At 51.7% G+C, this 23704-nt stretch carries 18 protein-coding genes; 11 read left to right on the plus strand and 7 right to left on the minus strand.

Annotation, left to right across the window (positions count from 1 at the left end; translation table 11 throughout):
- Positions 1–10: 10 nt before the first annotated feature.
- On the minus strand, positions 11–250 hold the full coding sequence (locus tag ACH50O_RS05180; RefSeq protein ID WP_446810970.1) for a hypothetical protein: 240 nt from the start codon (positions 248–250) through the stop codon (positions 11–13).
- A gap of 213 nt (positions 251–463) precedes the next feature.
- Here ACH50O_RS05180 and ACH50O_RS05185 point away from each other — a divergent pair, with 213 nt between their 5' ends.
- Positions 464–1846 (plus strand): glycoside hydrolase family 30 protein, encoded by a 1383-nt coding sequence (locus tag ACH50O_RS05185; RefSeq protein WP_446810971.1) that lies wholly within the window; start codon positions 464–466, stop codon positions 1844–1846.
- Here ACH50O_RS05185 and ACH50O_RS05190 read toward each other — a convergent pair.
- Positions 1843–5010 (minus strand): hypothetical protein, encoded by a 3168-nt coding sequence (locus ACH50O_RS05190; RefSeq protein WP_446810972.1) that lies wholly within the window; start codon positions 5008–5010, stop codon positions 1843–1845. The genes ACH50O_RS05185 and ACH50O_RS05190 overlap by 4 nt on opposite strands.
- Before the next feature lie 527 nt (positions 5011–5537).
- Here ACH50O_RS05190 and ACH50O_RS05195 point away from each other — a divergent pair.
- Positions 5538–7742: a hypothetical protein gene (locus ACH50O_RS05195; RefSeq protein WP_446810973.1), complete on the plus strand. Its 2205-nt coding sequence runs from the start codon at positions 5538–5540 to the stop codon at positions 7740–7742.
- Between the two features lie 198 nt (positions 7743–7940).
- Here the strand turns inward: ACH50O_RS05195 and ACH50O_RS05200 are convergent, their stop codons facing one another.
- The 4 genes from ACH50O_RS05200 to ACH50O_RS05215 all read right to left on the minus strand — a co-directional run bounded on the left by ACH50O_RS05200 (position 7941) and on the right by ACH50O_RS05215 (position 15179).
- A complete protein-coding gene (locus ACH50O_RS05200) occupies positions 7941–9167 on the minus strand; it encodes an IS256 family transposase (RefSeq protein ID WP_446809210.1) in 1227 nt (408 codons plus the stop codon).
- Positions 9168–9411: 244 nt separating this feature from the next.
- Complete coding sequence (locus ACH50O_RS05205; RefSeq protein ID WP_446812114.1) at positions 9412–10827, minus strand: efflux transporter outer membrane subunit; 1416 nt, start codon at positions 10825–10827, stop codon at positions 9412–9414.
- Positions 10828–10886: 59 nt separating this feature from the next.
- A complete protein-coding gene (locus ACH50O_RS05210) occupies positions 10887–14081 on the minus strand; it encodes an efflux RND transporter permease subunit (protein ID WP_446810974.1) in 3195 nt (1064 codons plus the stop codon).
- 3 nt (positions 14082–14084) lie between these two features.
- Complete coding sequence (locus ACH50O_RS05215; protein WP_446812115.1) at positions 14085–15179, minus strand: efflux RND transporter periplasmic adaptor subunit; 1095 nt, start codon at positions 15177–15179, stop codon at positions 14085–14087.
- Between the two features lie 248 nt (positions 15180–15427).
- Between ACH50O_RS05215 and ACH50O_RS05220 the strand changes: the two genes are divergently transcribed.
- A complete protein-coding gene (locus tag ACH50O_RS05220; protein WP_446810975.1) occupies positions 15428–16045 on the plus strand; it encodes a TetR/AcrR family transcriptional regulator in 618 nt (205 codons plus the stop codon).
- A gap of 116 nt (positions 16046–16161) precedes the next feature.
- Positions 16162–16689 carry an SRPBCC family protein gene (locus ACH50O_RS05225; RefSeq protein WP_446810976.1) on the plus strand — a complete coding sequence of 176 codons (528 nt, stop codon included), beginning with the start codon at positions 16162–16164 and terminating at the stop codon, positions 16687–16689.
- A gap of 81 nt (positions 16690–16770) precedes the next feature.
- Here the strand turns inward: ACH50O_RS05225 and ACH50O_RS05230 are convergent, their stop codons facing one another.
- The gene (locus tag ACH50O_RS05230) at positions 16771–17442 is read right to left on the minus strand and encodes a response regulator (RefSeq protein ID WP_446810977.1); all 672 of its coding nucleotides are present in this window, start codon (positions 17440–17442) and stop codon (positions 16771–16773) included.
- A 50-nt stretch (positions 17443–17492) separates the two neighbouring features.
- Between ACH50O_RS05230 and ACH50O_RS05235 the strand changes: the two genes are divergently transcribed.
- The 7 genes from ACH50O_RS05235 (at position 17493) to ACH50O_RS05265 (ending at position 23689) form a co-directional block, all read left to right on the plus strand.
- Positions 17493–17666 carry a hypothetical protein gene (locus tag ACH50O_RS05235; protein ID WP_446810978.1) on the plus strand — a complete coding sequence of 58 codons (174 nt, stop codon included), beginning with the start codon at positions 17493–17495 and terminating at the stop codon, positions 17664–17666.
- 275 nt (positions 17667–17941) lie between these two features.
- Entirely contained in the window at positions 17942–19750 is a 1809-nt protein-coding gene (locus ACH50O_RS05240) for a methanol/ethanol family PQQ-dependent dehydrogenase (protein WP_446810979.1), read from the plus strand.
- A 99-nt stretch (positions 19751–19849) separates the two neighbouring features.
- A complete protein-coding gene (gene moxJ, locus ACH50O_RS05245; protein ID WP_446810980.1) occupies positions 19850–20692 on the plus strand; it encodes a methanol oxidation system protein MoxJ in 843 nt (280 codons plus the stop codon).
- 16 nt (positions 20693–20708) lie between these two features.
- The gene (moxG, locus tag ACH50O_RS05250; protein ID WP_446810981.1) at positions 20709–21185 is read left to right on the plus strand and encodes a cytochrome c(L), periplasmic; all 477 of its coding nucleotides are present in this window, start codon (positions 20709–20711) and stop codon (positions 21183–21185) included.
- Positions 21186–21349: 164 nt separating this feature from the next.
- A complete protein-coding gene (locus tag ACH50O_RS05255; RefSeq protein WP_446810982.1) occupies positions 21350–21631 on the plus strand; it encodes a methanol dehydrogenase in 282 nt (93 codons plus the stop codon).
- Between the two features lie 406 nt (positions 21632–22037).
- Positions 22038–23057 (plus strand): AAA family ATPase, encoded by a 1020-nt coding sequence (locus ACH50O_RS05260; protein WP_446810983.1) that lies wholly within the window; start codon positions 22038–22040, stop codon positions 23055–23057.
- A gap of 5 nt (positions 23058–23062) precedes the next feature.
- On the plus strand, positions 23063–23689 hold the full coding sequence (locus tag ACH50O_RS05265; protein ID WP_446810984.1) for an MxaP protein: 627 nt from the start codon (positions 23063–23065) through the stop codon (positions 23687–23689).
- The last annotated feature ends 15 nt before the right edge of the window (positions 23690–23704 follow it).

Genomic DNA, 23704 nt, shown 5'->3' on the forward strand with positions numbered 1-23704 from the left:
GTTCTTCCAGTTATTCGAAAGACACTTCTTCCAAGTTGGCTAAACAGCCAAGTCCTCGGGCAAATTCCTGAATCTCGCTGGCCATATGGTAATTGACGATGGCGTTGGTTTTTAAATCGACTACGGCGTACTCGACAATAGGGTCGTCGCTCTGAAGCCTCGGCTTGTACTTCAATAATTTCTTCGATTCCTTCGCCAACTTACGATTCAGTCTGGCAGTTAGCGCGCGAATTGATACCAGTTTTTTCATAGCCAATCTCCATGCGTTGAACGGAAACCGGAGTATAGGCGATTTTACGTCCTAAATGATCAACGCCGGCAAAAAAGCCGATTTGCCATTGGGGCTACTTGGCTCGTCCTTAAAAATTAAGCAGACCGCTTTAGGTAAAAAATAGACAATAGGCACCATTTATCCGCCAACGAGAGGCGGAAGTTTATTGCGCTAACCGATAAGAGGGCCGTTATGTCTGAACCAAGCGATGTCACCAATTTACTTTCGGCGGATAAAACGGCTTTGGCGGTTTGGTTGACCAGTGCCGATCAAAGCTATTTGTTTGAACCGCAAATACCGCTCGGCCAATTTACCGACGCCAGCCCGGAAATACAAAGCATTGAGGTCGATGCCGGGCACCGCTATCAGCACTTAGAGGGTTTCGGTTTTTCCCTGACCGGTGGTAGCGCGATGCTGATTAGCCGGTTGGCGGGCGCGAAAAAAGAGGCATTATTGCGGGAATTGTTTTTGGCAGAAGGCGACGGAATCGGCATCAGTTATTTGCGTTTGAGCATCGGGGCTTCGGATTTAAGCGAACGCTGTTTTTCTTACGATGACCTGCCGGCGGGTCAAGCCGATTCGGAACTGGTAAATTTCGATCTTGATGCCGGCGATGTCGAAGTCATTCCGCTGTTGCTGGACATACTGGCTATCAATCCCGCCATCCGCATCATCGCCACCGCCTGGTCCGCGCCGTGCTGGATGAAGACCAATCAGGGCTTCGTAGGCGGTAAGCTTAAGCCGGAATATTACGCGGTTTACGCCGCGTATCTAGTCAAATATCTGCAAACCATGCGCGAGCGCGGCATCGCGATTCACGCCATCACGCCGCAGAACGAGCCGTTGAATCAAAAAAATGAGCCGAGCATGGTGATGGAAGCCGCCGAGCAGGCCGAGTTTATTAAAAATCATCTCGGTCCGGCTTTGCTGGCAGCGGGTTTGGCGGATGTGGAATTATTTTGCTGGGACCACAACTGCGATGTGAAAGACTATCCGCTGGCGGTGTTTGCCGACGCCGACGCGCGTCAGTATCTCAGCGGTTCCGCCTGGCACCTATATGGCGGCGATATTTCGGTACTGTCCGAAATGCATCGGGCCTACCCCGAAATGAAACTGTACTTTACCGAGCAATGGGTGGGTTCGGACGGACAATTCGGCGGGGATTTGCTGTGGCACACCAGACATGTGTTGATTGGCTCGGTCAGTCACTGGAGTAGGGTGGTCCTGGAGTGGAATCTGGCGTCCGATCCGTTCTGCGGTCCGCATACGCCGGGCGGCGAAGCGCGCTGTGTCGGCGCATTGACTATCGACGGTAATCAAATTACGCGGAATGTTGCTTATTACATCATCGCCCATGCGGCGAAGTTCGTCAGACCGGGTTCGGTAAGAATTCGTTCGGATGGCCAAACTGGTTTGTTACACGTGGCGTTTCTGACACCGGCCGGTTATATCGTGTTGATTGTGTTGAACGACGGTGCGGAAGCGCAAGATCTGGCGATTTGGTATCAAGGTAAAAATGCTGTTGCCACTTTGCCTGCAGGCGCGGTGGCAACTTATGTTTGGCCGGCAAACTAAGCCAAAATTACGTCTATCCGGCGGAACTGACCGCCCCTTAGCGCTGCGGTGATACCGCCCTCCAGTTCCGGGCCTTGCAAGGTCTGCACGCTACCGTCGCGACCGAATAATTGAAAGCCGCAAGGCTTTACCGCATCGGCGCCGTAGGTATCCCGGCGCGATGGATTGAGGTAAACCAGCAAACTATCGCCGAACAAGGCACAGGCTACGCTGGCGGTGGGCAAGGTTTCGGTCGCGCCAAATGGTTTTACTGTTTTTTCCTCAAAGCTAAAGAAGGTCTTGGACAGAATCGGCCGCGGCCTGAACAATAACCGTCCAGCTTCGTACACAAATGGATTGGGGCCCAGGAATAAATGAGTCCACAAATGTAAAAATTCCACGGTAGAGCCGGAAAGCCGGGCGACGCAGCCCCGGCCGTGTTGGCGTGGATCGATGGCAAAGCCGCTGCTGACCAGGAAACTGGAGTTTTCGACAGGATTGCGTTTGTATTGATTCGGATCGCGAAACGCCACCAGCAAGTCCTCGATATGCGCATAAAACTCGTCGGTCAAGCCGGCCCGTACCATTTCCAGCACGAATTTGTAGTGCATATGCAAGAACACGGAACCGTTTTCCAGCCAGCCGTAGTTAAAAACGCCGATTCTGCCCAGATCCAGCGCGTGCTCTCCAAGCGGTTCGTTGACGCGGTACATGCCCAACTTTTTATCGAACAAATCGGAATTTTGCACTGCTCGGTATAAAGCACGGGCCTCTTGTGGATCTGCGATGCGTAAAGCATGTACGAAGCCTTCCAGAAACAGTGGCAGCGGCTCTTGCCGAAACCGGATAAGCTCCGCTTTGCCGTTGCCAATTTCCCGGTATTGTTCCGCGGTATAGGTAAAATAAGTGACGATGCCGGCCGGCGTGCGGGCTTTGGCTATGGCGGCATCCAAATACGCCGAAACCCGTTGCAGGAAGTTTTGAATGTCGCCTATCGGCAATGACTGTTCCGGGCCGGCAAAACCCATGAATACATCGGCCCGATAGGCTTCCTTGCGCGAGCCGCTTTCGCGCCAGAACCGTTCGGCCGTGAGGTCGCTTTGTTGTAATAACAGATCAAGCTCGGTCAAGAAGTTTGCCAATTCGACGGGTAAACTGCAGGAACAGCTTATATTCGCGAGTGTGCTCCGGGTAAAGTCCACCAAGCGCTTTAGCTCTATGGTTTCATTCACCGACGAACCCAAAATACCGGGCAGGCCATTCAGCGCATCGCACCAACCGGGGCGGTCGGCTTCCATTTCAATGCCGACGCCGAACGGATCCAGCGTGGCCAGTTTGTTGCCCACTAAAGTCAGGATTTTGCCCAGCAGGCTGGTGTAAACGATTTCGCCCTGGCCTGCCTGTCCACGCACCTGATAGCGGTGCCGCTTGCGGGAATCGATTAGCGCTTTTTTCTCCGGCAGGAATTGCACCGCGCCGTATTGGCGGACGCCGTTGGCCGTGATCGTATATTTTTCGGCGCGAGGCGCGACAAAATGTGTGGGATCGAAAAAACTGTAGGTATTCTCCAGAAATAGACCGGGCAGCCGATCCGGGAAAATATCCGCGTAGTTAAGCAATAAATCCAGTAAATACGTCCAGTGATCGGACCAATAGCCGCGGTCGAATTCGGCATCCTCCACTTCCTGGGTCTGGGCCAAAATCGCGCTAATTATCGCCTCCGAATCCGGCGCCGTTTCCAACGCTTGCGCCAGCTCAGCGTATTTAAACTCCGTTGCCAGTAGCTGCTCCAGGCCGGGAAAACGCGTGAAATACTCGGCAAATTCGTCCGGCGCAGCCAACGCAAACCGCGAATTGCGCAAGGAACAGGGGTTATAGCTGTCAGGTTGAATCAGATTAAAGAAATAACGGATGTTTTTCGCATCCAAAGCCGGATCGAAGAACAGATCCACACGGCGGTTTTGCAATACATCGCGAAAGTCGCCGTTGCCTTCGGAATAGGGCGTGTCTTGCAATAAAAAATCGTTGTAATCCCGCTCCAGATCGCCGTGCTTGCGGCCAAACAAATATAAATGCGCGCCACCTGGGACTGGCATGGAAAAGCCGCCGCGCAAGCCGTTGTCCAGATAACATTGCCGGGCGTGCGCATCGAAAAGCTGGAGGGCAGTGGCGGTAAAGGCTCGTTGGCTAATGTCCGAGATCAAACCCCGATTTCTATCGCGCTTGGTCTCGAAATAGCCGGGGAGTTCGGCTTCGGCCAAAAACCGATCCAGCACTTCCGGCGATGCGGCATGACCGTAGATGCCGTAAAACACTTGGCTTTCGCCCGGTTGTAATGCCATGGCGATGGTTTGAAAGGCAGACGGTGTTTGGTTTGCAGCCACTTGTTCGGTTAAATCAAGCGGCTGATCGGTGAAAAACCGTTCCGGCCGGGAAAAGTCGCCGGCCAAACCGAAGATGTGTTCCGGATCGACGATTACCGAAGAGCGCTTACCTTTGAAAAAGCCGGCGAAAAAATTGCCGGCGATGACGGCTTCCACTTGCGGGCTGTCGGTGGGCCAGACTTTCAAACGATAAAACGGCAGGTTGTCTTCGACACCTTCCACGCGCATAAAGGCTTCCGAGGTGCGGCTCATGAATTTCAGTATCCATTGATTCATCGCAAAGGGCAGGACTTGCGGCAAGCCATCGACGATCTCGATGTTTTTGGTCTTCCCTGATGTATTGACAACTTCCACTCTGCGTAGCAAACCGGCAACCGGCGCCTCGGCCAAGGTGAACACGTCGGCGCGCAAGCGTAAGCCGAGCTTGGGATTGATCTCCTCAACGCCCACCTCGTGCGGCGTGACATAAAGGCGTTGCGTCACCTCCGGCCCGGCGCCGCGCTGAAACGGTTCATAATTTAGGGTTTGTTGACCATCGGCGACTTTCAGAAACGTGCGAAAACCGCGCGACGGCGTCAGTTGATACGCCTTATCCGCCGGGAAAAACTCCAAAAACGCGCCGTCCTTATTCCGTACCCCGAAACTGGCGATGGCCTGACCGCGATTGACGTAAAACACCCAGGCCGGACGTCCGCGCATACCGGCTATACCGGGCAAAAAGCTGGCGAAAGGCGCGCAGTCGTTGTATTGCTCAATGACGAAACAGTTTTCGCCGGCATGGAAATAGTTAGGCTGGATCATGGTGGCGTCATTGTGGTCGAATAAAATATCGCAAATCCAGTTGCTGGTAGCTGGGCCGGAACTGCATCATAGACAACAAATTATGTTTTTAGGAACCAAAAAACATGTAACAAGGATAGGCGGGTTGGTAGGGATTGGTATATCGAAATTCGTTAAGGGCAGTCCGGTTCTAAAGATTTAGAAAATACCGTAGATCCTGCCAGAAAATGTTAAAAAATTTCATTAGACACTTAGAATCTCACGGGCGATGCAAGTGCTGGTCAAAATCTGTCAGGTGAAACGAACAATTGTCCAGCCAATAGCAGATGCGCAGAGTGTGGTGAGTTTACGAACCGCACCAATCGCGAACGATGCGGTGCACGTTGTTTACCGCATCCTGCCGGGCTGAAAACGGTCGCTAAGCTTGTTTGTATCGACGCCTGCTTCTTTTATAGTTTGTTACTTGCTACTAGGCATATTGAAATTCACCTAAAATATGTCTCGCTAGAAAAACATTTATTTCGGCACAGAATCATCAGGAAATATGCATGACTATGCAAGACAAGAATGTACACCCAGACCTTATACAAGTGGCGCTGGAAAAAGTTGAAGGTTTAGCTTTTGAGAGTTTCGCGCAAGACTTCCTTTCTGTGCTTGAAGGACGAAATTTTGTACCGCTGGGTGGAACTAAAGACGGCGGAGCTGATGGGCTTTATCAATGCGAGAACGCTCGGATTTTTTATCAATTTACAAAGCAAGAAAATCATCGAAACAAAATAAGAAAAACAGTTGAACGTTTAAATGAGTTCGGCAGGACGGTCACTACACTTTATTATCTATCTCCAAGGGTTATACCTCACATAGACAAAGAGGAGGATCTTTTATCTGAAGAACTGGATGTAAGAGTTAAGATAAGAGATAGAAAATATATATCTAGCCACATAAATGATTCAATAGGTACTATTGCTGCGTACAACAATCATTTATCGGTATTCACACAGTTTCTAGAGCGTGTCGCCAGATCGGATGAATCATTTATATCGTCCCATGTTCAAGACCCATCGGCATTTGTTTTTCTTCAACATGAGGTCACAAATCGTTTAGGAAATAGAAAGTTAATTCATTCTTTAACTGATAGCATGATCCTATTGGCCTTATCTGAAACTGATCCAGATACTAGCATACTTATGTCAGAATCTGAAATAACATCGAAAATATTCGACCGTTTTCCTTGGACAACAAAATTACTAAAAAACCAAATTCAACAACGGTTAGAAAAATTACGAACCAAGGACGAAGCAGGACGGGAAGTGCGATGGTATCAAAAAGAAAAAAAGTATTGCCTACCCTACAATACAAGACTAGTTATAAAAGAAGAAAATCAGTCTGATGAGAGCCTAAAAATAAAATTCATCGAGGAAGTTAAACTAATGGCATCGGAATTGTTCGACTCTGATGATGGCGAGTATCAAAAAATAGCCGATCTATGTAGCGAAGTGGTTCACTCTGTTTTTGAAAAACAGGGGCTATTGTTTTCTCATTTTCTAGTATCCAATGAAAAAAATATTGCACCTCCAATTGTTTCTGACTGCATTGATGATGCGATTGAAAGAGCGGGATATCCCAATAGTTCTGCCATTAATTATCGCGAGCATATGGAAACAATTATTAGGAAGGTTTTTTATCACGCATCACCCAATCAGCGCGAATATCTAACCAACTTATCAAGGACTTATGTTTTGCTATTCGCCTTACAGGCAGATCCAAAAATAATTGAATATTTTAGCTCTATGGCGGCTTCATTCCGTCTTTTCTTGGGTAGTGATATTCTGGTAAAAGCTTTGTCAGAACGTTATTTAGACAACGAAGATCAAGTTGCGAGGAACTTGCTAAAAATGGCATCTGCCTCAGGCATTAAAATGTATTTATCAGAGTGTGTTCTGGAAGAAGTGTTTCAGCATATTAAAGGGACATACTACGAGTTTATTAACTATTTTTGTCATATGGAGCCGTACATAACAAAAGAGATAGCCCGTAATAGTGGAAAAATACTAATCAGATCATATTTTTATGCAAAAGAAGAAGGTCGTGTCAAAAGTTGGACCGCCTATTTAGGGCAGTTTATTACCTATTCTAATATTGATAATCAATATGGCATAGATGAGCTAAAAAAATACTTACTTTCTGAATATAATCTTAGTTTTATTGAAAACTCTGAACTCGAATCCTGTTGTAATGGTGATGCAGTTAATTCACTAGCAGAAGCTATGTTGACTTGTGATGATAAAAAAAATTCTGCACTGGCCCACAATACAGCATTACTTGTTCACGGTATATACGGATTACGAACAAAGTATAAGGAGCAAAGCTCAGTATCCGAGTTTGGATTAAAAACGTGGTGGATGACAAATCAAACCAGGGTTCTTCGCCATACTGTAGATATTGTTAAAACAAAAAGAGCTCAGTATATTATGAAACCAGAGTACATTCTAAATTACATAGCAATGTCACCAAACTGCAGTCAAGTTCGAGAGGGCTTTAAAACAATTTTTCCAAGCGTATTTGGAATTCAACTGGGACACAGGCTTCGCGACGATGTTTTTCACAATATCATGAATGATGTGCAAGAATGGAAAGATTATGAGCCAGGAAGAGTGACTGCGCTAATGTCCGAATTATCGGATAGACTAAAATGCGATAGACTAAGGAGATACAATCTTACCTTGGACGAGGAAGGCTTAAGTGATAGTTAAACTGTCATTTATATAAAATGCGTCCATTAGCTTACAAAGCAAAAAGAAGTATAGACATTAGGCTGGGTAGAGCAACGCGAAACTCAGAAAATGCTTTCAAATAACAGAATTTCTTTTCGTTATAACCGCTCTTTGGATTAGAAAGCTTATCAGCTTCTGAGCTGAGGGTGTCCTGAATTTTGTGTAAACGGGATTTAATTATCGATTGTGCATCCTGTCTTCAAACTGAATGCTAAACCGATTCAACGCGGCTTTCCAGTCATGCAAAGGCATGGTCCATTTTTTACTGATATTCATCAGGGCCAAATAGAACAATTTCGACAAGGCTTCATCACTGGGAAATGAACCGCGATTCTTGGTGATTTTCCGCAAACTCATGTTGACCGACTCAATGGCATTGGTGGTGTAAATGATGCGGCGTATCTCCGGCGGATAGTCGAAAAAGGGGATGATCCGATCCCAATGACGTCGCCAAATTTGGGCAATGGGAGGGTAGGCCTCGTTCCACTGCACCTCGAACTCAGCCAGCTTCTGCTCCGCCTTGGCGACGGTGGCTGACTGGTAAATCTGCTTGAGATCGGCGGCGATCTGTTTGCGCATTTTCCAGCCGACATAGTTGAGGCTGTTGCGGACCAAATGCACGATGCACAGTTGAACGGCTGTGTGTGGATAGACGGTTTCAATCGCTTCGGGAAAGCCTTTCAAGCCATCGACACAGGCGATGAAGATGTCTTGGACGCCGCGATTTTTCAGGTCTGTCACCACCTGTAACCAGAACTTGGCACCTTCGGTTTGGGCAATCCATAAGCCCAGCACTTCCTTTTCCCCGCTTAGGTTAATTCCAATCGCCAGATAAACGGCCTTGACCCGCACCGCACCGGTATCGCGCACTTTGACGTGGATGCAATCGAGATAAACGATGGGGTAAACCGGGTCGAGCGGTCGCGTTTGCCAGGCTTTCACTTCCTCAATCACGGCGTCCGTCACTGAGGAAATCAAGCTAGACGACACTTCAGTGCCATACAGCTCTTCCAGATGGCTCTGGATTTCCCTGACCGTCAGCCCTCGGGCATAAAGCGAAATAATCTTGTCGTCAAAGCCCGTCCAACGGGATTGGTGTTTGCCAATGATTTGCGGCTCGAACTGACCATGACGATCACGTGGAATCTCAATCGGCAATGCGCCAAAATCACCTTTCAGCGTTTTACGGCTTTTGCCGTTGCGCGTATTCCCCGTAGCATTACTGACAGACTCATGCTTGCCATGCCCCAGATGTTCGGTCATTTCAGCTTCTAAAGCCCGCTCCACCAGCGCCTTGGTGAGTTGTTTCAGCAGGCCATTTTCGCCCAGCAGGTCTTCCGGTTTTTGATAGCCGGACAATAAGGTATCGATTAGGTCGGTTGGGATCGATTTGGGTAAGGTCATAGTTACTCCTCAAAGTAAGGGCAGTTTCCTGCCTAATGACCGTTTACACAAAAATTCTTACACCCTCTCTGAGCTGGGTTTCATTGTCATTCAACCTAGCCCACCACTGCAAACCCATCTCCTGACTTGTTTGCGATTGAAGTCGATGGGTTTCGCGTTGCTTTACCCATCCTACAGTCCTCAATATACCCGTTCACGTAAATCGGCAAAATGCCGGTCATCATCGTCTGTGGGTCGTAAGAGTCTATTGGACAAGACTGGTTTCCAGCTTGCCCGGTGTTTCGGATGACTCCACCCAACCCCCACCCAAAGCCTTGTAAACAGCGGTCAGCGCAGTAGCCGTGGCAGTTTCGCTTTGCGCCAATTGGCTTTGATCCTGCAATAGCCGCAGTTCGCTGTCCAGCACGGTGAGGAAGTCGGATACGCCTTCCTGGTAACGCAGATGCGCCAATTCGGTTGCCTTTTCGCTGGCCTGAGCCGCCGCCAGCAAAGAGCTGCGGCGGGCGCGCTCTTGGCGATAGTTGACTAACGCGTTTTCGGTTTCTTCCAGGGCGGTGAGTACGGTTTGTTCGTACTGCGCCAGGCTGGCTTCGGCGCGGGCGTCGGCGGCTTTGATACGGGCGTAAACTCGGCCCAAATCAAATGCCGCCCAGCTGATTTTCGGGCCTACCGAATACGATTCCGATCCCGGTGCAACGATGCCGGATAGGGTGCTGGCTTCTAGAGACAGACTGCCGACAAAAGTCACGCGCGGAAACAGGTCCGCAGTGGCGACGCCTATTCTCGCGGTCGCGGCGGCCAGACTGCGTTCGGCGATACGGATATCCGGACGCCGGCGTAACAGTTGTTCCGGGCTACCGATCTGGATAGCATCCGGCGCTTTCGGCAGCGGCGCCGACTGCGTCAAAGTGCCGGTCAACGCATCCGGCATTTGCCCGGTTAATACGCTGAGCCGATGGATGGCTTGCGCTATCGCGCTTTCCAGGCGCGGAATGCTGGCCTTGGTGCTTTCGAGCTGCGCCAGCGCTCTGGACGTGTCCAACTCGGTGCCGCGGCCGTTTTCCAGTTTGACGCGGGTCATTTCCAGGGTTTGAGCTTGGTTGTCGGCATTTTTTTGGGCGACGGCCAATTGGTTTTGCAAGCCGCGCAACTCGAAATAATTCCGGGCCGCTTCGGCAATCAGGCTGACGCCGATGTCGCGCAGACTGGCTTCTTGCGCTTCGACCTCGTCGTTGCTGGCTTCGACATTGCGGCGCACGCGACCGAAGAAATCGATTTCCCAGGACGCGTCGAAACCGGTGTTGTACAGCTTCAATTCGCGCGGAAAAACCCCGGTGCGGTTATTGAATGAGCCGGTACTGCGCTTCTGCTCGGTGTAATTGGCGTGCGAGGTTACGGTCGGTAACAGATTCAAACCGGTTTCCAGGTAGAGGGCGCGCGCTTCGGACAGGTTGGCGCGGGCGACTTTCAGCTCGTAGTTATGGCTTATCGTACTATCGATCAAGTTGCTCAGTTGCGGATCGTTGAATAGTTTCCACCACTGAACTTCGATATCGCGGTCCGAGAATTCGGCAGGTTTGGCATTGGCAAAACTCGCCGGCAAATCGGCGGTGGCCGGCAATTCGTAATCCGGGCCTACCGCACAGCCGCTCAGCAACATTAAGCCGAAAACGGTATAGGCAGCGCGCTGCCGGGGTTGGCGTCTTGTTAATGGCCGAATCATTGCGATGCATCCGTTGAGGGTTGATGAGCTAGGTCGGGCTGTCTGCGCTGCGGGCGCCAGCGCTGGGCCACGCTCTGTACCACGACATAAAAGACAGGCGTCAGTAATAGACCGAAAAGGGTAACCCCGATCATGCCGCTGAATACCGCCGTACCCAGCAAGCGCCTGGATTCGGCGCCGGCGCCCTGGGCGACGACCAGTGGGAACACGCCCATGATGAAGGCGAACGAGGTCATCAGAATCGGCCGCAAACGGATGCGCGAGGCTTCCACGGCGGCTTCGAAACGGTTCAGGCCGCTTTCCTGGCGCTGCTTGGCGAATTCGACGATCAAGATCGCGTTCTTGCTGGCTAGCCCCACCAGGACGATGAAGCCGACCTGCGTGAAAATATTGTTATCCATATGACTTAACCAGACGCCGGTCATAGACGACAAAATGCACATGGGTACGATCAGAATCACCGCGAACGGCAATGACCAGCTTTCGTATTGGGCGGCAAGCGCCAGAAATACGAAGATGACGCTGAGTGGAAAAACCAGCATCGCCACGTTGCCGGCCAAGACTTGCTGCAGGCTTAGCTCGGTCCATTCGAAGTCGAATCCCGGCGGCAATTCGGCGGACAGCAATTTGTCCATGGTGCTGATGGCTTGACCCGAGCTGACACCGGGCAGGGTGCTGCCGTTGATTTCCGCGGTCGGATACATGTTGTAGCGGGTAATTTTATCCGGGCCGGAGATTTCCTTCACATCGCTGACCGCGCCCAACGGCACCATGCCGCCCTGACGATTTTTGGTTTTTAGTTCGCTAATGTCGCCCGGCAACATTCTAAATTTGGCGTCCGCTTGCGCGACCACTTGATAGGTGCGGCCAAAGGCATTGAAGTCGTTAACGTATAAGGAACCCATATAAATCTGTAAGGTATCGAACACATCCTTTAAGGGCACGTCCATCGATTTGACCCGGGTTCTATCGACGTCCACGAACAGTTGCGGCACGCCGGATGCGAAGGTGGTAAACAAGCCCACCAGGCCCGGCTGTTTATTGGCTTTGCCCAACATCTCGTTGGCCACGCGTTGCAATTCGTCGATGCCGGCATTGTTTCTATCCTCGATCTGCAATTTAAAACCGCCGACCGAACTCATGCCGCGAATCGGCGGCGGCGGAAATACCGCGATACGGGCATTGGGAATGCTGGATAGGCGTTGACTCAAGTCCTTGATCACCTGATCGGCATGTAGTTCCGGATGACCGGCCCTATCGTCGAATGCGCCCAGGCGGGCAAACATGGTCGCGACGTTGGACTGATTGGCGCCGCTCAAAATCGACCAGCCAGCGTAGGCATTCACGTGCTGTACGCCCTTGGTTTCCAGAATGATTTTGCTGGCTTGCTGCACCACGTCCTGAGTACGGGCCAGCGAGGCGGCGTCGGGCAGTTGCGCATACAGCACTAGATAGCCTTGGTCCTGCTGTGGAATAAATCCGGTCGGCACTTTTTCGAACGCCAGGAAATTCAGACTGTTCAGGACTAGGTATAACACAAGCACCACACTGGTCATCCGAATCAAGCGGCCGACCAGGCGCGAATAACCGGTACTGAATCGATCAAAAAAACGGTTGAAACTGACGAAAAACCAGCCAAACAAGCGGTCCACGATTTTGGTGAAAGTGTCTTTATCGCCATGGGCGCGGTCGAGTAACAGGGCGCATAAAGCCGGACTCAGCGTCAGCGAGTTGAACGCCGAAATGACGGTGGAGACGGCGATCGTCAACGCAAACTGCTTGTAAAACGCGCCGGAGACGCCGGTAATGAAGGCCGTGGGTATGAATACCGCTGCCAATACCAAGGCGGTCGCGACCACTGGGCCGACTACTTCCGACATCGCCAGTCTAGTGGCTTCCCGGGCATGCAATCCCTCGGCAATATGACGTTCGACGTTTTCCACCACTACGATGGCGTCGTCAACCACAATACCGATCGCCAATACCAGACCAAACAATGACAGGGTATTTAAGGATATGCCCAGTGCCGACATCACTGCGAAAGTACCGATCAACGATACCGGCACCGCCAGCAACGGAATCACCGTGGCCCGCCAGTTTTGCAGGAACACGATGACCACCAATACCACCAGCAACAGCGCTTCAAACAGGGTTTTGACGACCGCGTCGATGGACTGCTGCACGAATACCACGGTGTCGTAGACCAGTACATAATCCAGTCCTTCCGGGAAGCGGGTCTTGAGTTTTTCCATCGCCTCGACCACGGCTTTTTTGGTGTCGATGGCATTGGAGCCCGGCAGTTGGAAAATCGCCAGACCGACGGTCTGTTCGCCATCCAGGAATAGGCCGGAGTTGTAGTCTTTCGCGCCCAACTCAATACGCGCGACGTCTTTCAGACGTGTGACCTGTCCGTTTTCACCTTGTTTAATGACGATGTCGCCGAATTGCTCGGGTTCGGTTAGCCGGCCCAGGGTGCTGACCGTGTATTGGTATTCGGCATTGTTCGGCGACGGTTGTTGTCCGACCACGCCGGCCGCCACTTGCACGTTTTGCTCGCGCACCGCATTGACCACTTCGGCGGCGGTCAGATTGCGTGCGGCGATGGTTTCCGGATTCAGCCACAGGCGCATGCTGTAGTCGCGGGCGCCGAACAGCAGGATATCGCCGACGCCGGGTAAACGCGCCAGCGTATCGCGGATTTGCAGCAGCGCGTAGTTGCTCATGTAAACGCTGTCGTAGCGTTTGTCCGGCGAGATCAGGTTTACTACCAGACTCAAATCCGGGCTGCGCTTTTTCACGCTGATACCCTGGCGTCTGACCTCTTCGGGTAGTTTGGGTTCGGCCAGCGCCACCCGGTTTTGTACCAACACCTGGGCTTTGTCGAGGTTGGTGCCGGGCTTAAAGGTGATAGTCAATGCCATCGCGCCGCTATTGGTGGACTGCGAAGACATGTACAACATATCTTCGACGCCGTTGACTTCCTGTTCAATTGGCGTCGCCACGGTTTCGGCCACCACCTTAGCGTTAGCACCGGGATAGTTGGTGCTGACCATTACGGTCGGCGGAGCGATTTCCGGATACTGGGCTATGGGCAGGCCGATCAGCGCCAGACTGCCGACCAACACTATTATTATCGACAATACCGCCGCGAAAATCGGCCGGTCGATGAAAAAATGGCTGAATTTATCCATGATTTAGCGCGCTCCTTGATCGGCCAGCGAGATGCGTTCCGGATTGACTTTGGCGCCCGGTTTGAGCTTTTGCAAACCTTCCACCACTACCCAATCGCCGGCCTGCAGCCCGCTACGGATAACGCGCATATCGCCGATCCGCGAACCCGGCGTGACTTGCCGATATTCCGCCTGATTATCCTGATTGATTATCCAGACAAAGCGTTGCGCTTGATCGGTGGCGATGGCACGGTCGGGCAATAACATCGCCGGATAAGAAGCCGAAGCCTGCACCCGCAAGCGGGCGAAAAAGCCGGGGCTGAGCAATTCGTCAGGATTGGCGAATACCCCGCGCAGGCTCAGCGTACCCGTGGCGGCATCCTCGCGCGGGGCGATGTAATCCAACTGGCCTTGGTGTGGAAAGCCGCTTTCGTCGGCTACCGCCAGTTCTACCGGCGTACCTTTCAGGTCGGTCGAACCTTTGCCGTGCTGTTGCGCATGACGGCGATATTTGAGTACCGATTGTTCGTCGGCATCGACGTACACGTAGACAGGGTCGGTGGAAACGATGTTGGTCAATAGCGTGGTATCGGCGCTGACCAGATTGCCGGCGGTAATCAGTTCGCGGCCTACGCGGCCGGCGATAGGCGCGCGGATTTCGGTGTATTCCAGATTCAATTTGGCGGTGTTGACATTCGCTTCGGCGGATTCGACCGCGGCGGCGGCTTCGCGGAGGCCCTTATTGCGCATGTCGTATTCTTCCGCGGAAATGGCCTTGGCTTTGAACAGGTTCTCGGCACGGCTCAGATCGTTCTTCGCCAACTCGCGTTTGGTTTTAGCGCGCTCCAACTCGGCGACGGCATAGTTAAGCTGAGCCTTCAGCGGTTTGGGGTCGATTTGAAATAACAGGTCGCCTTTTTTGACTTTGGCGCCGGCGACGAAATTGACTTTGTCCAGATAACCCCCAATGCGGGCGCGGATATCGACGGCGTTGACGGCTTCCACGCGGCCGGTGTACTCGTCCCATTCGGTGGTTTCTTTACTCAACGCTTGGGCGATTTTGACATTGACCGGCGGTGGCGCGGCCGGTGTACTAGCGGATTCGCCGCAACCTGACATACCCAGTTGGATAGCGATACCGAGACTAGCAAAGCCAAACAGGCGTATTGCTGGGGCGTGTCGCCGAACGTTTTTACGGACTCCTTCCGCATGCGGAACCGCTTGCGTTATTGCCACCTGGATGCCTGTGTTTTCCGCCATTTCCGTAATGCCTCAAAAGTCTTAAAGTAAAAATGGTAATATCTATTACCATTTAGTCTAGGGTATGATCTTTGTCCAAGTCAATTAATTTTGTGAGCGCAAATAACATGGTTAAATGTGGACGTCCCTGTAAGGGCGACGAGCAGTTAAGCAGGGATCGATTGCTTGATGCCGCTTTACAGCTTTTTCTCGAACACGGATACGGCAATCTCAGCATGGAAACCATCGCTCGCGACGCGCGAGTTTCGCTGCGTACGGTTTACAGCCAGTTTGGCGGCAAGGCCGGTTTGTTTGGTGCCTTGATACGGCGGTGCAGCGATCAGTTTATCGGTAGCCTGTCCGACGATTCGCCATTAGAAGAGGCCTTACTCAGTTTCGCCCGGCAATTTCTATTTCAAATTACCCGGCCGGATGTGCTGCGGATGCGGGCGATTTTGATCGGCGAATCGCCGCGGTTTCCGGATCTCGCCACGCAGTTTTACGAACAAGGACCAAGGCGTACGCTCGAACTGTTGAAGCAATTTTTTATCCGCCAACAGCAGACCGGCTACATCGCCGACATAGATCCGCATTTTCTGGCGGATCAATTCATCAGCGCCGTGCGCGGCGAGCGTCTGCAACGATTGCAATTAGGGTTGGAACCGACCCCGGATGCCGAGGAGATAGAGCAATGGGTGCGTCAGACGGTTAGTCTGTTTTTGAAAGGCTGCATGACGGCACGCTAAGGACAGGCGGGCTCGATTAAATGAATTTTCCCTGGTTATTTCGGGTATTGTTCCCGATGGTGATGGCTTGCTGGCAAGGATAATACCGGCTTTTTCACTACCTCTCGGTATAGCTCATGCGACACATCATTATTTCAATCGGACTTTCGCTATTTGCTTCGCAGGCTCTGGCGCATGGTCCGACCCCGCAAAAAGCCAAGGAGTCGATTGCCATTCATGCAGCGGTTAGCAAGGTTTGGGCGGAATTGAAAAATTTCGACGACATTGCCAATTGGCAAACCGATCTACAAAAAAGCGTTGGCGACGGCAAAAACCAATCGGGCGGCATCCGTACCTTGACCTTTCAAAATGGCGAAGCCATCGTTGAAGAACTGGATTATTACAGCGAGCCGGAACATGAATATAGTTACCGGTTGAAAACCGAAAATCCCAAAGCCTTCCCAACCAGTTCTCACACTGTCGATGTCAAAGTGGCGCCAGGCGATAGCGCCGACACTAGCGTGGTAACGTTTAAAAGCCGCTTTTACCGGGGCGATACAGGCAACACGCCGCCGGAAAATTTAAGCGACGAGGCGGCGGTAAAAGCCATGACGCAGTTTTTCAAGAATGGTTTAAATGGCTTGAAAGCGAAGTTGGAGAAATAATTAAATCAGACCGGATGGGTTTGCAGCCTATCCGGTTGGTCTCGTTCCAGAGAACGACGAAGTGCTCCGGCTCTTGTGTTGTCAGGAAATATTCAAGGTTTCGGTGCTGGTTTTGACGATGCCTTGGCGGCTGGCCAGCAAGGTCAGCTCCGACATGGTTTTAACGCTTAATTTTTCTTTGATCGCGGTACTGTGATTGCAGACGGTTTTGTAGCTTAAGCACAGCTTTTCCGCGGCCTCGCGCGTACTTAGGCCGTTGGCTAACAAACAGAAGATATCGAATTCACGCGGCGACAGCGATTTCACTTTAAAGGCTTCATCTTGGCCGACGGCCATATTAACGGCCAATTGCTGCGCCAGATCGGGCTCGATATAAGTGCCGCCCTCGGCCAGCGTACATACCGCCGTCACCAATGTGTCTGGCTCGTTATTCTTGGTGATATAACCCTTGGCGCCGGCCTTGATCGCTCTGGTTACGTAGACCAACTCGTTATGAATGCTGAATACCAAAATCTTGCAGTTGGGATAACGGCTCAACAAGCGGCGCACAGATTCCAGGCCGCCCAAGCCGGGCATCGATAAATCCATCACCACCACATCCGGGGTTTGCTTGGCATATACCTGACAAGCGGTTTCGCCTCTATCGGCTTCGTAGATGTCGCCTATCCGTTCCGACAACGATAAATAAGTCTTATACCCGGCTCTGACCACCGCATGGTCGTCTACCAATAAAACGCTGATTTTGCTCGCCACTAATTCTGTGTCCTGCTCTGTTGCTTTGAGGGATAAGAAAACCCGCCGATATGTTTGATGCGATCCACGGCGGACGTTTCTTGCCTTGTCATGATGCCGATTTTCGGCCCGGTAAACCATGGGAGCTTTTCCTGTTTTCCCTGGCGGTTCGGGATTTAGGTGGCGGGAAAACTTCCGATGCTTTTTGCGATGTTTTCCTGTGCTATTCGTGGATTATTCCGTAACGCCGAACGGGTCGCGTTCTTTACCATTTGCGCAGCATGGCCCGGTAGGTCTAAGTCAATATTGTGTGCGACTGGATCGAGATTGCTGATGTGAAAAGTGAAGGAGATTTCGCCGCAAAGCAAAATCTTGCGTTACGGATTGACGCCAAAATTAAGCGCAGTTTGCGATTGATTTTGCTCGGAAATGCCGATGGCGTATCAGCTTTTAACGGAAGGCTCCCCTAACCAACCGATTTGCCGAGCCATGCAACCTAATAAACAACACAGGAGGATTCATGCAAATTTCACGGTTTGCCAAGCAGGTTACGACCACGGCATTAGTTACGGCTGCGGCCATGTCCGTGTCGCAATCGGCGCAAGCGAATAAAGAACTGGAACAATTATCCAAGCAAAACACCAACTGGGTGATGCAGACCAAGGATTACGGTTCGACGCATTTCAGCGAAATGATCGATATTAACGCGAATAACGTCAAAAACCTGAAAGTGGCGTGGTCGTTTTCCACCGGCGTATTGAACGGTCACGAGGGTGGTCCGCTGGTGGTGGATGGCATTATGTACGTGCATACTCCATATCCTAATAATGTATTCGCGATCAGCTTGGATGAGCCGGACAAGATTTTATGGCAATTCAAGCCCAAGCAAAACCCGGCAGCCCGCGCGGTTGCTTGCTGCGACGTGGTTAACCGTGGTTTGGCCTATGCGCCGGCCGGTAAGGACTATCCCGCTACTATTTTCCTGAACCAGCTGGATGGTCATGTGGTGGCGATTAACGCCAAGACCGGCGAACTGCTGTGGAAAATGGAAAACTCCGACATTGCGATGGGGTCGACGTTAACCGTGGCGCCGTTCGTGGTGAAAGACAAAGTCATCGTCGGTACTTCGGGTGCCGAGCTGGGTGTGCGCGGTTACGCCACGGCTTATAACATCAAGGACGGTAAACAAGCTTGGCGGGTATATGCGACCGGTCCGGACGAAGACATCAAATTGTCCAAAGACTTTAATAGTGCCAACCCGCATTACGGCCAGTTCGGTCTGGGTTTAAAAACCTGGGAAGGCGACGCCTGGAAAATCGGCGGCGGTACTAACTGGGGCTGGTATGCCTATGACAGCGATCTGGAGATGCTGTATTACGGTTCCGGTAATCCGGCGCCTTGGAACGAAACCATGCGTCCAGGCGACAATAAATGGACCATGACCATTTGGGGTCGCGACGTCAATACCGGCGAAGCCAAGTTCGGTTACCAAAAAACCCCGCACGACGAGTGGGACTATGCCGGTGTTAACTACATGGGCCTGTCCGAACAAGTGGTCGATGGTAAAAAAACAAAGCTGCTGACTCATCCGGATCGTAATGGTCTGGTTTACACCTTGAACCGCGAAAACGGCACTTTAGTTAATGCATTCAAAATCGACGATACCGTCAACTGGGTGAAAAAAGTCGATCTTAAAACCGGTCTGCCAATTCGCGATCCAGAATATTCCACACACATGGACCACCAAGCCACCGGCATTTGTCCTTCGGCGATGGGTTACCACAACCAGGGTATCGAGTCTTACGATCCGAACAAACAATTGTTCTTTATGGGCACCAACCATATCTGCATGGACTGGGAACCGTTCATGTTGCCATACCGCGCGGGTCAGTTCTTCGTGGGCGCGACTTTGAACATGTATCCGGGTCCTAAAGGCACCTTGGGTCAAGTCAAAGCCATGAACTCGGTGACCGGCAAAATCGAATGGGAAGTGCAGGAGAAATTCGCAGTCTGGGGCGGTACGACCGCAACAGCCGGCGACTTGGTGTTCTACGGCACCCTGGACGGCTACATCAAGGCTCGTCATTCCAAAACCGGCGAAGAGTTGTGGAAGTTCAAACTGCCTTCCGGCGTTATCGGTCACCCGATTACCTATAAACACAACAACAAGCAATATGTGGCGATTTACTACGGTGTCGGTGGTTGGCCCGGCGTAGGTCTGGTATTCGATTTGGCCGATCCGACAGCTGGTCTGGGTGCGGTAGGCGCTTTCAAGGAACTGGCGCATTACACACAAATGGGCGGCGGCGTGATGGTGTTCTCGCTGTAAACGCGGAACGAACGCCATTTGTAGGGTGGGCACATTGTGCCCACCTTGTTTACCGAATCGGTGGGCATTGCCTGCCCACCCTACGTTGAATCCCAAACCATGAAAACAACGACACGCATATTTACCGCTTTAACGCTGGGCTTGGGCATGGCTTCCGCGCAAGCCGAACAGTCGACTTTGAAAGTCTGCACGGCCGAAAACGAAATGCCTTATTCCAATAAAAACGGCGACGGCTTCGAAAACAAGCTGGCGCAATACGTTGCCGAAAAGCTGGGTCGCAAATTGGAAACCGTGACCTGGACCGATCCGCGTTACTTTATTCGGGATTATGTCGACAAAGGTTTGTGCGATGTAGTGATGGGCGTCGATCAAGGCGATCCACGGCTGTCCACTACGGCACCTTACTATCGTTCCGGTTACGTATTTATCAGTCGTAGCAAAGACAATCTCGATTTGCAGAATTGGGATAGCGAAGCGCTACGCAAAGTGCAACGGATTGCTTTCGTACCCGGCACGCCGGCGGAAACCATGTTGCGCGTGATAGGCCGTTACAACGATATGTTCAATTACCAACAGGAACTGGTCGACTTCAAATCCAGACGTAATCAGTACATCAAGTACGAGAACGACAAGCTGGTTAACGAAGTGGCGACCGGTAAGGCCGATATAGCGGTGTTGTGGGGACCGGCGGCGGCGCGTTATGTCAAAGCCTCCAGTACGCCGTTGACAATGACGGTGATACCGGACAACAACAAGCGGGCCGACGGCGAGAAGGTCGGTTTTCATTACAGCACTTCAATTGGCGTGCGTAAGGGAGATACCGCCTTGCTGTCGCAGTTGAACAAAATCATTAAAGACCAACAGAGCGAGATTGAGGATATTCTGGAAGCGGACGGTATCCCGCTTTTGGACGAACCCGATGCAGCTCTATCCATGAACTAACAGGAATTTATCAATAATGAAATTTAAAACACTTTTGAGCGGCGCGGCGCTGACTCTGACAGTGATGACCATTTCTACGGCGCAAGCCGACATCACATTGCGTCATGCTCTGACCGGCGAAGTGCTGGACCTGAGTTTTGCTAAAAAAGGCGGACACACCGATAAGTTTAAGCAATTTATGCAAACCGGTAAAAACCCCTATAACTCCGACGAAGAAGCGATCAAGAAAGGCGAAAGCCTGTATATGACCGGCTGTTCCGGTTGTCATGGTCACGAAGCGGAAGGTAAGCTCGGACCCGGATTGGCGGACGACTACTGGACCTATCCCAGAAACTCCACCGACCAAGGCTTGTTCGAGCTGTTGTTCGGCGGTGCTAACGGCATGATGGGGCCGCAGTACGTCAACTTCAGCACCGACGATATGCTGCACATCATGGCGTTCATTCGCCACATCTATAAAGGCGATCCGAAGAAAGCCGATTGGTTGAAATAAATGGCTAGGCCGTTCCCACGCGCCGCGTACCCGAGGGCGTAAATGGGAACGCTGATTTACCGCGCTACGGCGGTTATTTTGCCGTAGCGCGGCCACGCCCTGAATTTCCGCGCAGCGCGTGAGGACGAGGAAAGGGTTACCTATAAATTAATGAGGAGATCAACATGAATAGACTAGTAATGTTAGGCACAGTATTGCTGGCTTTAGCACTGTCCGGCGCGGCAAAAGCCTACGACGGTACCAAATGTAAAGAAGCTGGCAATTGCTGGGAGCCGAAACCCGGCTATCCGGCGCAAGTGGCCGGCAGCAAATACGATCCTAAACACGATCCGAACGAACTGAACAAACAGGCTCAGTCGATCAAGGAAATGGAAGCGCGCAACGCCAAACGTACTGAAGTGCTGGCGAAAACAGGTAAATTTGTTTACGACGTGGAAGGCCAATAGCGATTTGGCTAGGTTGGGAGCGCATGTAGCGTCATGACAATGTCCTTGAAATGTATGTGAGGACATTTCAACCAGAAAATCGAACCCTTAGGACGCCGCTAGGGATGGCGGCAACTTAAAAACGGACGGAATCGGACATTATTTCGCGGACGCGAGCACAACATAGCGTGCGGTGCATCGGCATGCTGGACAAATACAAGCTGTTTAAAAACTTCGCGAGTGCAGTAGCCTTTAAACAACTTTTAAACGAAACCTCACGGCTCCGGGCAGTTGCGATGCCGATTAGTTAAGTAGTCCACCGGTTAACGCGGCCGGCGTGGCGAGTATTTCTTAACTTTGCGGCATTACCATCGCGCCCCGGAGTTTTTTTTGCGGTATTGGCTTTAATCAACGCGCTAAATCAGCTATGACAAGCAAGCAAACTCTCAGCGACTGGCGTACCAGTGCGTTGCAGTTGGAACAACAAATCAACCGGGTCGTGGTCGGTCAACAGGCGGCGGTGCGCAATCTTCTGATAGCGGTATTCGCCCGCGGCCATGTGTTGTTGGAAGGACAGGTGGGCGTCGGTAAAACTACCTTATTGCGGGCCGTCGCCCAAGGTCTGGGCGGTCAATACCAACGTATCGAAGGTACCATCGACCTGATGCCGGCCGATCTGATTTATTATACCTATCTGAATAGCGAGGGTCGGCCCTGTGTCGATCCCGGTCCCTTGTTAAAGCAGGGCGAACAGTTATCGGTATTTTTCTTTAACGAAATCAACCGCGCCCGCCCGCAAGTACACTCGCTGTTATTGCGGGTGATGGCCGAGCGCAGCATCGGCGCATTCAACCGCGAATACCGGATGCCGCACATTCAGGTGTTTGCCGACCGGAATCGGGTGGAAAAAGAAGAAACCTTCGAGCTGCCGGCTGCCGCCCGTGACCGGTTTTTCATGGAGATCACTATCGACACGCCGCGTGACGATGCCGTGCTGGACGATTTGATGTTCAATCCGCGTTACCACGATGTCGATGCCTTGATCGGCGAAATGGCCGCCGGCCAGATTCCTTATTATCAGCTCAACGACTGGGCCTCCGCTATTCAGCAAAGCATCCAGCCCACACCGGCCTTACGCAAATACGCGTTGGATTTATGGAAAGCTACCGCCGATCCGCTAGCCTTCGGCATCAAGTTAATCGATGTGGAGATGGATCAATTGCTGCAGGCCGGCGCCAGCCCGCGCGGCATCAGCTATTTGATTCGCGCCGCCAAAGTCCGGGCCTGGCTGGAGAATCGCGACAGCCTGTTGCCGGAAGACCTCCAGTCGGTCTACGCGGTGACGATGTCGCACCGGATATTTCTGAATCCGATGTACAGCTATCGCAAAGACGAACTGATTCCCACTCTGATAGACAGTATCCTCAACCAAATAGCAGCACCGTAACACCCATGAATATTAAAGCGACTCTGCACGCCATGCTGCCGCATGCCGGCCTTGGCCACCTATTGGAAACCTATTTAACCTGGTCCGGCGTCGGCTTTATCTGCTCGTTTATCGCCAGTAGTCTGGATAAACATGCCGATGTGCCTTATGCCGCGTATTACACCAGTGCCTTGAACGACGCAGTGGGCTTTAAGTTCTGGATATTATTGGCGGTGGTCGGCACTTTGCTGTTTTGTCTGAGCCTGCCGGTGTTATATCTGTCACTGCATTTTCCGGCCTTAACGGAGTTCAGCCGCCGCTTACGGCGATTTACCTACACCTTCTTTCTGGTGGCCTTCGACGAGGGCGGTCTGATGATAGGTATTTTGACGGCCAATTTTATCGATACCAGCGAACGTATTTCGCTATTGGCTAACAAATCGTTTTTGTTCAGCGATGTGGGCCTTTTCACGATCCTGGCCTTATGCTTGCTCAACTCCCTGCTGTGGCTGTTCGGGGAAGCCATCCACAGCCGCAATCCGCAAACCTATTCGGGCGTGGTAGCGTTATTGATGAAAGTGCCGCTGAGGTTTTCCATTCCGGGATACCTCATTGTGACGGCCGTGCTGGCTAATTTGGTCGTTAGTCAATAACGATCACCCGCTAAG

This window comes from Methylomonas sp. 2BW1-5-20, assembly GCF_052474515.1.

Bases quoted from the DNA above. Each gene is read 5' to 3' on its own strand.
- ACH50O_RS05180 (WP_446810970.1), bottom strand. From the start codon at position 250: ATGAAAAAACTGGTATCAATTCGCGCGCTAACTGCCAGACTGAATCGT.
- ACH50O_RS05185 (WP_446810971.1), top strand. From the start codon at position 464: ATGTCTGAACCAAGCGATGTCACCAATTTACTTTCGGCGGATAAAACG.
- ACH50O_RS05190 (WP_446810972.1), bottom strand. From the start codon at position 5,010: ATGATCCAGCCTAACTATTTCCATGCCGGCGAAAACTGTTTCGTCATT.
- ACH50O_RS05195 (WP_446810973.1), top strand. From the start codon at position 5,538: ATGACTATGCAAGACAAGAATGTACACCCAGACCTTATACAAGTGGCG.
- ACH50O_RS05200 (WP_446809210.1), bottom strand. From the start codon at position 9,167: ATGACCTTACCCAAATCGATCCCAACCGACCTAATCGATACCTTATTG.
- ACH50O_RS05205 (WP_446812114.1), bottom strand. From the start codon at position 10,827: ATGTTGCTGAGCGGCTGTGCGGTAGGCCCGGATTACGAATTGCCGGCC.
- ACH50O_RS05210 (WP_446810974.1), bottom strand. From the start codon at position 14,081: ATGGATAAATTCAGCCATTTTTTCATCGACCGGCCGATTTTCGCGGCG.
- ACH50O_RS05215 (WP_446812115.1), bottom strand. From the start codon at position 15,179: ATGTCAGGTTGCGGCGAATCCGCTAGTACACCGGCCGCGCCACCGCCG.
- ACH50O_RS05220 (WP_446810975.1), top strand. From the start codon at position 15,428: ATGGTTAAATGTGGACGTCCCTGTAAGGGCGACGAGCAGTTAAGCAGG.
- ACH50O_RS05225 (WP_446810976.1), top strand. From the start codon at position 16,162: ATGCGACACATCATTATTTCAATCGGACTTTCGCTATTTGCTTCGCAG.
- ACH50O_RS05235 (WP_446810978.1), top strand. From the start codon at position 17,493: ATGTTTGATGCGATCCACGGCGGACGTTTCTTGCCTTGTCATGATGCC.
- ACH50O_RS05240 (WP_446810979.1), top strand. From the start codon at position 17,942: ATGCAAATTTCACGGTTTGCCAAGCAGGTTACGACCACGGCATTAGTT.
- moxJ (WP_446810980.1), top strand. From the start codon at position 19,850: ATGAAAACAACGACACGCATATTTACCGCTTTAACGCTGGGCTTGGGC.
- moxG (WP_446810981.1), top strand. From the start codon at position 20,709: ATGAAATTTAAAACACTTTTGAGCGGCGCGGCGCTGACTCTGACAGTG.
- ACH50O_RS05255 (WP_446810982.1), top strand. From the start codon at position 21,350: ATGAATAGACTAGTAATGTTAGGCACAGTATTGCTGGCTTTAGCACTG.
- ACH50O_RS05260 (WP_446810983.1), top strand. From the start codon at position 22,038: ATGACAAGCAAGCAAACTCTCAGCGACTGGCGTACCAGTGCGTTGCAG.
- ACH50O_RS05265 (WP_446810984.1), top strand. From the start codon at position 23,063: ATGAATATTAAAGCGACTCTGCACGCCATGCTGCCGCATGCCGGCCTT.